Origin of the sequence: Clostridium sp. (assembly GCF_050717535.1) — a bacterium.
In the GTDB taxonomy this organism is placed as follows: domain Bacteria; phylum Bacillota; class Clostridia; order Clostridiales; family Clostridiaceae; genus Clostridium_AD.
Genome location: NZ_JBOITM010000055.1, coordinates 1 through 9,727, shown reverse-complemented (window position 1 = coordinate 9,727; position 9,727 = coordinate 1). Strand labels below are relative to the sequence as shown.

Annotated in this window: 9 protein-coding genes; 1 reads left to right on the top strand and 8 read right to left on the bottom strand. The window is 30.9% G+C overall.

Features of this window, described 5'->3' with window-relative positions:
- Positions 1-247: 247 nt before the first annotated feature.
- From ACREVU_RS08720 to ACREVU_RS08685, 8 genes are all read right to left on the bottom strand, one after another.
- A complete protein-coding gene (locus ACREVU_RS08720) occupies positions 248-577 on the bottom strand; it encodes a hypothetical protein (RefSeq protein ID WP_431551215.1) in 330 nt (109 codons plus the stop codon).
- A gap of 150 nt (positions 578-727) precedes the next feature.
- Complete coding sequence (locus ACREVU_RS08715; RefSeq protein ID WP_431551214.1) at positions 728-1,177, bottom strand: hypothetical protein; 450 nt, start codon at positions 1,175-1,177, stop codon at positions 728-730.
- A gap of 5 nt (positions 1,178-1,182) precedes the next feature.
- Complete coding sequence (locus ACREVU_RS08710; protein ID WP_431551216.1) at positions 1,183-1,617, bottom strand: LytTR family DNA-binding domain-containing protein; 435 nt, start codon at positions 1,615-1,617, stop codon at positions 1,183-1,185.
- A 650-nt stretch (positions 1,618-2,267) separates the two neighbouring features.
- Complete coding sequence (locus tag ACREVU_RS08705; protein ID WP_431551213.1) at positions 2,268-2,474, bottom strand: hypothetical protein; 207 nt, start codon at positions 2,472-2,474, stop codon at positions 2,268-2,270.
- Between the two features lie 476 nt (positions 2,475-2,950).
- The gene (locus tag ACREVU_RS08700) at positions 2,951-4,960 is read right to left on the bottom strand and encodes a cell wall-binding repeat-containing protein (protein ID WP_431551212.1); all 2,010 of its coding nucleotides are present in this window, start codon (positions 4,958-4,960) and stop codon (positions 2,951-2,953) included.
- Positions 4,961-5,123: 163 nt separating this feature from the next.
- On the bottom strand, positions 5,124-6,023 hold the full coding sequence (locus ACREVU_RS08695; protein ID WP_431551211.1) for a metallophosphoesterase: 900 nt from the start codon (positions 6,021-6,023) through the stop codon (positions 5,124-5,126).
- 185 nt (positions 6,024-6,208) lie between these two features.
- Complete coding sequence (locus ACREVU_RS08690) at positions 6,209-7,099, bottom strand: DUF3658 domain-containing protein (RefSeq protein ID WP_431551210.1); 891 nt, start codon at positions 7,097-7,099, stop codon at positions 6,209-6,211.
- Between the two features lie 390 nt (positions 7,100-7,489).
- Positions 7,490-8,122, bottom strand: coding sequence for a class I SAM-dependent methyltransferase (locus tag ACREVU_RS08685; RefSeq protein ID WP_431551209.1), 633 nt, complete (start codon positions 8,120-8,122; stop codon positions 7,490-7,492).
- Positions 8,123-8,415: 293 nt separating this feature from the next.
- Here ACREVU_RS08685 and ACREVU_RS08680 point away from each other — a divergent pair, with 293 nt between their 5' ends.
- Entirely contained in the window at positions 8,416-9,477 is a 1,062-nt protein-coding gene (locus ACREVU_RS08680; RefSeq protein ID WP_431551208.1) for a YjgB family protein, read from the top strand.
- The last annotated feature ends 250 nt before the right edge of the window (positions 9,478-9,727 follow it).

Here is a 9,727-nt window from a genome sequence, read left to right as displayed (position 1 = left end):
ACCTAATTTACAATTAATGGCTATAATTAAGAACTAATTATCAACTAATAATTCCAATTGCAGTCTAGATTGCAATTTATACCATTTGTAATATTATTGAATTCTAAGGTTGATGGCCATGGACCCCATTGTAAAATATGGAAGCGTATGCGGACATATTTTACTTATGGACTATTCACCTTTAAATAAGAGTGTGCTATATTATCTACCGAAAAAAATTCATATACTCCTATGATATCTTGATGAACTATGGCTTTTTAACAGCCTTATACCAAATATAGCCCTGATGAATTTCCGAATTGGAAATAATATATTCTTGATTTTCTTTATCCCTATAAATATCAAACTTTTCACCACCAAATTCACCTTTTCCTATTCTTTTTCCTACTCTTTTGGGTGATTTATCAATATCGAATTTTAGCTCTAAACTATACTTTATATTATCCTTAGTAATATCCATACCATACTCACTCATTGTGTAGATGGGTAGTGTTTTCTCTTTTATAACAGAATATAGACTAACCGAACATATTATTAAAACCACTAAAATAATTGCTATTATAACTTTTTTTTTCATATTATTTTATCTCCTTAATTTTTACTAACTGCTTGTTCAGTGCTATCCATTTTATTAAACTTGATTAGATTTAAAATCCTCAATTCTTTCTATCCTTTTATCTCCATTATGGATTTAAATTCATCACTAAGAAGAATAAACTAAGTCACTTTACTTTATCTTATTTTGATAAATGTCAAGATATTTTGTATATTTTTTTGAAACAATGAACTGGTATACATACCACGAAGTCGTTACCACTCCTACCATTAACAAAAACCAAATCGTATTTATAATAAACAATTCAATACTTTGAAATGGGTTAATCTTACTGTTACTAAAGCAAATTAAAAATACTGCATAAAATATTCCTCCGCTAATAATAATTCTTTGTACTTGAGATACTTTTAATGGAATAATTTCAGTAAGTCCTATGATAATCCACAACGTAAGTGCACCAACATATATTATTATTTGTTTAAAGAATCCTATAACAATGACGTCCCTTCCATTGAAGATACTATAAACGCTTGCTAATAATGTAATGCCTCCAAAAAGTGCTAGCGCAAATACAAGTATATTCAAGACAACTTTTATCTTATCTATATTTTTTTCTTTCATTCTAATCACTCCCATCCTAATATTTCTTTGAATTCTTTAATGTTTCTTCTGGAAATAGTGACCTTATCATTATTCTTTAGTGTTACCAATAAATTTCTATTGAGCATGGGTACAATCTTCCTTATATATCTAGTATTGATTATTGTGCTTTTTGTAGCTCTAAAAAACGTAAGGCCTTTATACTTTTCTTCAATTTCATATAATCTTAGCGAAGATTCTACGACCTTTCTTTCTAGATAAACAAATGTCTTTTTGTCTACGCTTTCAATATAAAATACTTCCTCAGGATAAATTAATACTTTTTCTTTTTCATCAAATACCCCCATAGATAAGTCCATATTTTCAGCATATTCTTTAATCTTATTTATATTTTTATTTTCAATTAAGCAGCAAATAACTATCTCATCTTTTCCCATATTATTTAATTGTTTTATAGACACTTTCAATATTTCATCTCCCTTATTACAGATGTTAATATATTTTTACAAATAAAACAATACCTCGAGTACTATGAGGGTTTATATCCATGCTATCCGGTAACTTTTAACATATCAGATATACTCCACCTCTTATTTTAACTAAATCAATTGCAGCAGCACTAATCCTATTTTAGTCATACTGTCATCGTTACCATACGGTCACTCCTATTCAATTTATGTTTGCAAGAATAATAGTCAAAGGCACCTTGGGTAGTTACATAACCAACCACTTGTTTAGTATAGACCCTGTAGCTAAAACTACAGATTTAGACTTGTCCACCCAACCTACTTTAGCTAATCACTTTTGAGTGTCAAAGTAATCCTTTAATTTTCTTGGTCCTGCAAGTACTTCTCTGTCTAATAACTCTGATTTTGATACAATTTAGCAGATTAATAAACGGACTTGCACATATTAGTTCATCTAAATTGAATAGGATTTCTGCTAAAATATTCATGCTACTATTTCTACATTCTATACAATTGCCTGCCACAAATACAACATAATAAGATATTATCTCGAACTAAAATAGACCCATCAATGTAGATGGGTCTTTTAATTTATTAAACTGTTCTTTTTCTTCTCTAAAAAATCAGTGTCAAAAAAATATTTATCAATCATATAATTCTACACCCTCACTTCCTAGATTATAAACTATATCTGCTCTGAAGGCATCTAACAACAACTCTTCGTACTTTCCATTTGAAATTAAATCTCTTTCTTTTAATTCTTCTACCTTTTGCACATATTCACCAATTGAAAAGTACTTTCTTTCTTCTTCGGATGCTTTATATAATTTATCATCATATCCGAGTCTCATTAGGTTTCAGGTACGACCCCATTGTAAAATATGGAAGCATATGCGGACATATTTTACTTACTTATTTCTCCGTTAATAAAATCATCATCGGAATATAGATGTATTTCTGCTATGGATGGCTCAAAACTCGCCATTTAATCACCCCTATAAAAAGAATTATATACTATCAACTCTGTTTAACTAATTGCAAAAATCTATTTGTAACAGAGGACAGGTTTTTTTCAAGCCACAATAAAGTGTCTATACTATCTAAATGAAAAGAACCTATTTCACTTTCATAAGCCCCTCATTTAGATACATGAATTTGTATGATGTCATTTATCTCCTCAACCGATTTTTTAAAGCATTCACGGTATATGTCAAGTCTTTTCATTTTATTTTTATACAAAATATCCGAAAAAAATACTCCCCCCCTATGGTTGCCTTATCCTAAGTCGCGGTAGTCAAAGGTAAGACGTAACAGACTAAGCTTTATTTCAAATAGTATTATAATTAAATTTAACCTTGTTTATCAACTGCTTATTTGTCCCATCAAAATTGACTCTATAAATGTATTTATAAATACTATCTTCCGTATAATAATAAATTTTATTTCTTACAATCCAGCTATCTATAGCTGCTCCATGGAATTTGGCGCTCTGGGTTTTACCATCACTGGATATCCTATATAAAGTAGTATCTAGACTTTTATTTTCAACCTTACTAACTCCCCAGTAATATAAATTTCCACTTAATATGTTAAACGAGTTTGAAAAATAATTATATTCAGTATCACATAACTTAACTTTTTCAGTTCCATCTGTTTTCATTTTAAATATACTCACTCCCTTTCGATAATCTTTCTCATCAATAAGAGTTGAGTAATAAATAAAATCTCCTTCAACGTTTAGGAGCAGAATTTTATCATCGCAAGGTATTTGCATATTATCCGTTCCGTCAAACTTTATTCTATAAAGATTAAGAGTCATCATTGACTGACCAACATCATCATATTTAAGATAATAAATGTAGTTTCCCGAAAAGTTTATTCTAAAACATTTATCATCGGCTATTTTAGTTCGATTAGTACCATCCACCTTAATTTTGTATAGATTCCCTTTGTCCGTATAATTACAGTAATAAATCCAGTCTCCTATAACCATCATTTCTCTTGCATTATCACTACATATTTTTGTTTTACCTGATCCATCTGTTTTCAATTTATAAATTCCTTGTGTAATTTTAACTTCATCTTCACCATCAACTGTAGATATAACGTCCTCATAATAAATCCATTCTCCGAAAACATTTATATTGGATTTTATGTGAAGCATATTTATATTTGGCTCCCTATCTAATAGTATACTTTGAGTTCCATCTTTTTTTATTTTGTAAAGTCCACTAGGAATTCTACTATACCTCTCTCCACCATCAAAAAAATAATAGTCAAAGGCACCTTGGGTAGTTACATAACCACCCACTTGTTTAGTATAGCTTTGGTAATCTCCACTCTTCAAGTTTCCGTTAGTATTTCCATACTTTTGCAGTAATTCTTCAACAATATCTTCAGAAACTACATCTGCTTGTCCAATAGCTTTTACCTCCGTAGTGTGCTGAAGTTTTGATGCTATACTACCTTTTAGTTTATCTATTGATCCATTACTTACTAAGCAAACAGGTGATTTAGACTTACATGCTAGCGCTGAAGCCGCCAACGCATCAGGATAGTTGTTACCAGTTGTAGCATAAATAGATTTAAAATCTAATTCCTGTGAAAATTTATTAAGAACTGCTACATTAGTATCAAATCTATCATGACCTTGTAGTCTTTGTACATTTGGGAAATTACTTGCTACCCCATCACTTACAACATCATTCCCTCCTATTACATAAGTAGTTTCTATAGCATTATTTTTTAAATATTGTGCTAGACCGCTAGGTAAGTTGTTTTTCCCAGTAAGTAATATAGGCATTCCCTTTTGCGCTGCAATAGAGGATATTGATATAGCATCAGGAAAATTCTCCCCTGTTGCCACAGCTATCTCAGTACTTTTATCTAATTGCTGAGCAACTTTAATAGAAGTTTCATATCGATTTGCACCATATATTCTTGTACACTTTATATTCATTTCCTTTAATGTATTTAAAACATCGTCAGAAATAACCCCTGGTCCACCTACTATAATAATTTCTTCCACCTTAAGCCTTTTTAATTCTTGCTCTACCTCAGGAAGAAGCTTACTTTTTTCATTTAATAATATTGGTGCACCAAGTTTTTTAGCTAGTGGTGCAGCACAAAGTGCATCTGGAAAATCCTGCCCTGTAGCTAAAACTACAGATTTAGACTTGTCCACCCAACCGGCTTTAGAAATTTGTATAGCTGTTTCATATCTATCTTTACCTCCAATTCTTACCCTTGATTCAGTAGCTTTCGCATCAATTGATACCGTGAATGTTATAAAAACACTACAGCAAATTATTAATAGAGATTTAATTTTATTTTTCATATGTTCCCCCTTGTAGCATTATAAAATCTTAAGTTATTTATACTGTTTCTAACCTTAGAAATAATTCTATATTATATTACCTTATTATTCTTTATTCAGAGAAATTTTGCAATGTTTATTTTTATAAATATATTTATTTACCTATGTGGTCTATTCTGATTTATCACTTTTGAGTGTCAAAGTAATCCTTTAATTTTCTTGGTCCTGCAAGTACTTCTCTGTCTATGAACAAAGTTCCATCTTTCTTTGTATTAACATACCATTTCACAAGTTTGATATTACCAAATTCAATTTCAATTGCTGTTATACACCTGGGATGAACACAGCTTCCATCATTAAAATAGGTCGGCTCTCCTACTTCAGGAAACATAGGCCTGTGTGTATGTCCAGCAACCATCATCTGCTTTTCTTTTATTACCCATTCAATAAGTTTTTTTTCTACTGCTTGTTTTTTATGATAATTCTCTGCTGTTCTGGTTGGATCATTTACTCCAAAGAAGTTAAGAGGTTTCCACAGATACCTGATTAAAAATCTGGTTAATATCCACATTTTATAATTTAGATAATCTACTTGATGCCCGTGCATTAGAAAGATTTTGTTATTAGTAACTCTATGTTTTAAAACTATACCCTCATGGAGCTTAATATTTTCGAATAAAGGAATATTTTTTTTCCTCTGCTCATCAAAATATTCATATAAATTATTTTTTACATATATATCGTCTCTCTTTACTATGTCATGGTTACCAAAGATAAACCTTAGCCTATCTTCTTTAAAAAATTTAGACAGAAGCCAGAAAACATCGTTGTTTACGCTCTTAATATCGGAAAGTCTTTTAGTCTCCCAAAGCTCGTCTCCATCGCCAATCTCTATATAGTCATAATTTTCGTCATAATAATGAGTTAAAGCTGCAAAATAAATATTTTGATTCTTAGAGAAATCATCTGACCAGTTTCCGTCACCTCTATGACAATCACTCATTAAAACAATCTTAGAGGAATCATCAAAAGAAATTTCTTCCGCTGACTCAAAAACTTTAGATATCTGCTTTAATGTATTCATATTTTCCCCCTACTAAAGCACTAAATATATATTATCTTTTACTATACTATTCAGTGTTTAGTTATTATGTTAAAAAAAATATAAAAAACCGTACTGGATTTCCCCAATACGGTACGGTTTTATACTATAAAGCAATTATGTTAGTTCATTCTTTTTTATTATTTTATATTCACCATATATAACCTTTATACCTTTTTAAGTACTTGACTATATATTTCCTTCTTCTTTTGTACAACCATTAATTCTCTCTCTTCTATCATCTTGCTAATTCTTTTAGCATACCACCAATCTCCAACTCCAAGAAAATGTTTTTCTAAAATTTTTCCAATAAGACGTCCCATAATAAACTCGCCATCAGGTATCTCTTTTCTAATAAGGTGATCATAGAAATCTTCTGGAACACCAATTACCTTACCATTTACAACAGCACGCAAAGTACTTTTTTCTTCTTTTAATTCAACCCAATTGGATGTAAAAGATTGTATTTCACAAGAAGATAACTCTTTTTCTAAAGGCAAAAATTCATAAAATTTCCCAGCATGCATTTCACCCCATGATGTATAAAATTGCATCGTATTATCTGATAGTTGCACATACTGTGGTAGCTTTATAGTATATATCTTACAATTGTATTCTCTCAAAATATTACATACATAATAAAATCCACACATAGAATACGGAGCATCACTATACCATATACGAATAGTTTCTCCTTGGTTTGCATAATCTTTCAGCCGTTCTATTTCATTTAAGTATCTTTTCCATGCATCCTCTAAATATTCTAAAGTTCTATTATCAACCATTCCATTTATGGTATACATATCAAATATAAGTTTTTTTCTATACTCATCTTCAATTGGAACATTAATATCACCAATATCCAGCACTAATGGAATACAAATCACTTCTGATGAATTGCCACCAACCGCCTTTCCATCAAACATTTTTTCAAACTCATCTTTGCTTGGTTTCTTCCCAAAATAAGCTGTTGGCCCATCATCAAAATCAGGTTTTCGATAATTCTTTGCCATTTTCATTGCCCCTGCTTCACTCTCTCCAAACAATACTTCTATCATAAATGCTCTCCTCCAAATTTCCGTTTATCTATACTAATTACGAATTTGATCTGGCAACTCTATAACACATTTTCTAAGGCTAGAGTAAAAATCATTGTTTGTAAACTATACTCTAGCAATAAACCCTATCCATAAATAGTCCCCCTATAATATTATCCATTTTGTTAACTTAATTAGATTTGACAACATTCTTAACTAGAACTTAACTCCATAAAAGCCACTGGTATCAGTGCATTAGTAGATACTTCAGTTAATTGTTTAATTAAATTCTTGTTAAATTTAACAAGATCCTAATTAAATTTAAATACGTTATCACTACATAATTTCTATCTAAATATCCAAGGTGGTCCCAACTATAACAGAGCTAAAGGGCAATGACCCTCTTGTCACTTAGTAGGGTTTACAAATATACAAATTTGCTCTTAAACCAACATTTATTATCCTAACCTCAGAAAAATGCTCTTTCATCTCCGACTTAGCATTTCTTATAAAATTAAAGTAGTCTCCACCTTCCATCCATTCGATTATGTTTGTAAAAAACGCTCTTTTTTCATTATAATCATAAATAATAACCAAATGTTTTGTAATCCTACTCATCTCAATATACATAGTTTCTCTTTCATGTTTTTTTAATCCGTGAGCCACATAAGATGCAATGGAAACATCGAAACTTTTGTCTTCAAAAGGTATCCTTTCAAGAACACTTGCCTGTATAAACTCAATTGATTTATTTTCTTGTTTTTTTGCAGCAATACTTACCATTCTTTGAACAGGATCTACCCCTGTAACCAATATTCCTCTTTTATTAAGAACAGAACACAAAGCCCCAGTACCACAACCAATATCTATTATATTTTTGTATGTAGCAAAATCCAAATCATCTTGCACTCCATCTATAACTGCTTTATAATCTTTTTTCTGATAATTATAAAACAAACCATAAATCGGCGCAATTAAATTGAAGATAAAATTACTTTTATTTTTTTTATTCAAATACATTCCCATATTGTTATTCTCATTCATATTTATTCCTCTTCATAATTTTTTATTTTACTTTTTAATTCTTCTTAAACTCATTTTATCACAATTCTAATAATAACATAAATAGCTTTTTTACAATTTGTTTCATCTTTCATCCATTGAACTTAAGTGCTCTGCCAATTCCGTACTAATAAAAATTTTTTATGCGAATATATGTTCGCATATTGGTAATAATATTATTAGTGCATATGTTAATAAAGAACAAAATTTGGTATACTTATCTAAAATAGAATCATTAATAAGACAGAAGAACTGTATAGAAAAGGAGCACTATTATGATATCAGTATATAAAAAAGCAGCAATAAAATGGGCAATTATATCTCTGTCATCCATACTTCTTGTAGGATGTTCTAGCGTAAAAACCCCACCTATTCCTACAAGTAGCAGTCAAAATCAGCCAGCAGCTACAACATTCAGTCAGCCTGATAATAACAATAATACTACAAACTCAAGCTCAATTTTATATAAGAATACTGAATATGGTTTTAACTTTATATTACCAGAAGGCTGGCAAGATTTTTCCATAATTAATGAACTTTGGGAAGGTAATGATATGGCATCTGGAAAGGTTACTGAGAGTGGACCTAAAGTTTCAATTAGGCATCCTAAGTGGAATTCAAAAGATCCACGGCAGGATATTCCTATTATGGTGTTTACTCTTGACCAATGGAACACACTTTCCCAAGACAAATTTCATATAGGAGCTGCACCACTTGGACCAAGTGAACTTGGTAGAAACAATGCTTATGTTTTTGCACTGCCAGCACGCTACAACTTCGCATATCCAATTGGATATCAAGAAGTGGAAGAAATATTGGAAACTCATCCTCTTAAAGCAGTTCAGCTAGTTCAAAGCACCGACTTAAAAACAGCTATGCTTTTGAATATGATGAAGCTTGCAAAACTAGGAAAAATTATAGATTGTGACTTTCCTGCCAAAACAACGAATATGGAAACTATTATTAAAGCCTGGGAAAAGCCAGATAAAACTGTTTACGTAGCTTCTGCTAAAGGCAGCTATGCAACTTATACTAAGCATAATACTGTCTTTGGTATTAATAAGGGAGAGCAAATATTTGAAGTCCGGTCTTTCGATACCAAAATTAAGGTCCTATCCTTAGCTAAAGTAAAAGTGTTTTTCGGAACCCCAGAGTTTGATTCTAAGACCGACACGGAGGAAATTATAGGATATTCAGCAGGTACAGAATTCAAATTGGAAATGGTATTTAGTAGTCCTACAATTGGTAATCCTGCCCCTGTGATGGATCATTATAATGTTCTTTATCCCAGAGGTACCGTTAATTCTATGGCAGATGACCCTGGAAGACAATGGTGAACTTTTACCTATAATAATTAATGTAAATTTATAGCAAACTTAGTCGTGCCTCCTTCATAAGCTGCTATACAGCGGTACTGCGAAGACTTAGTTGGACCAGCATACTTCAGTTCAACATCTATGTGGCTCTTTCTCATATTGTGTGGATTTGTAATATTATAAGTACTAAAATAGACGCATTAAACTTCCAATTATGATATACTTTTTACAAGTAAATTTTTCATAATTTAGGGGGTCAAAAATATATGTT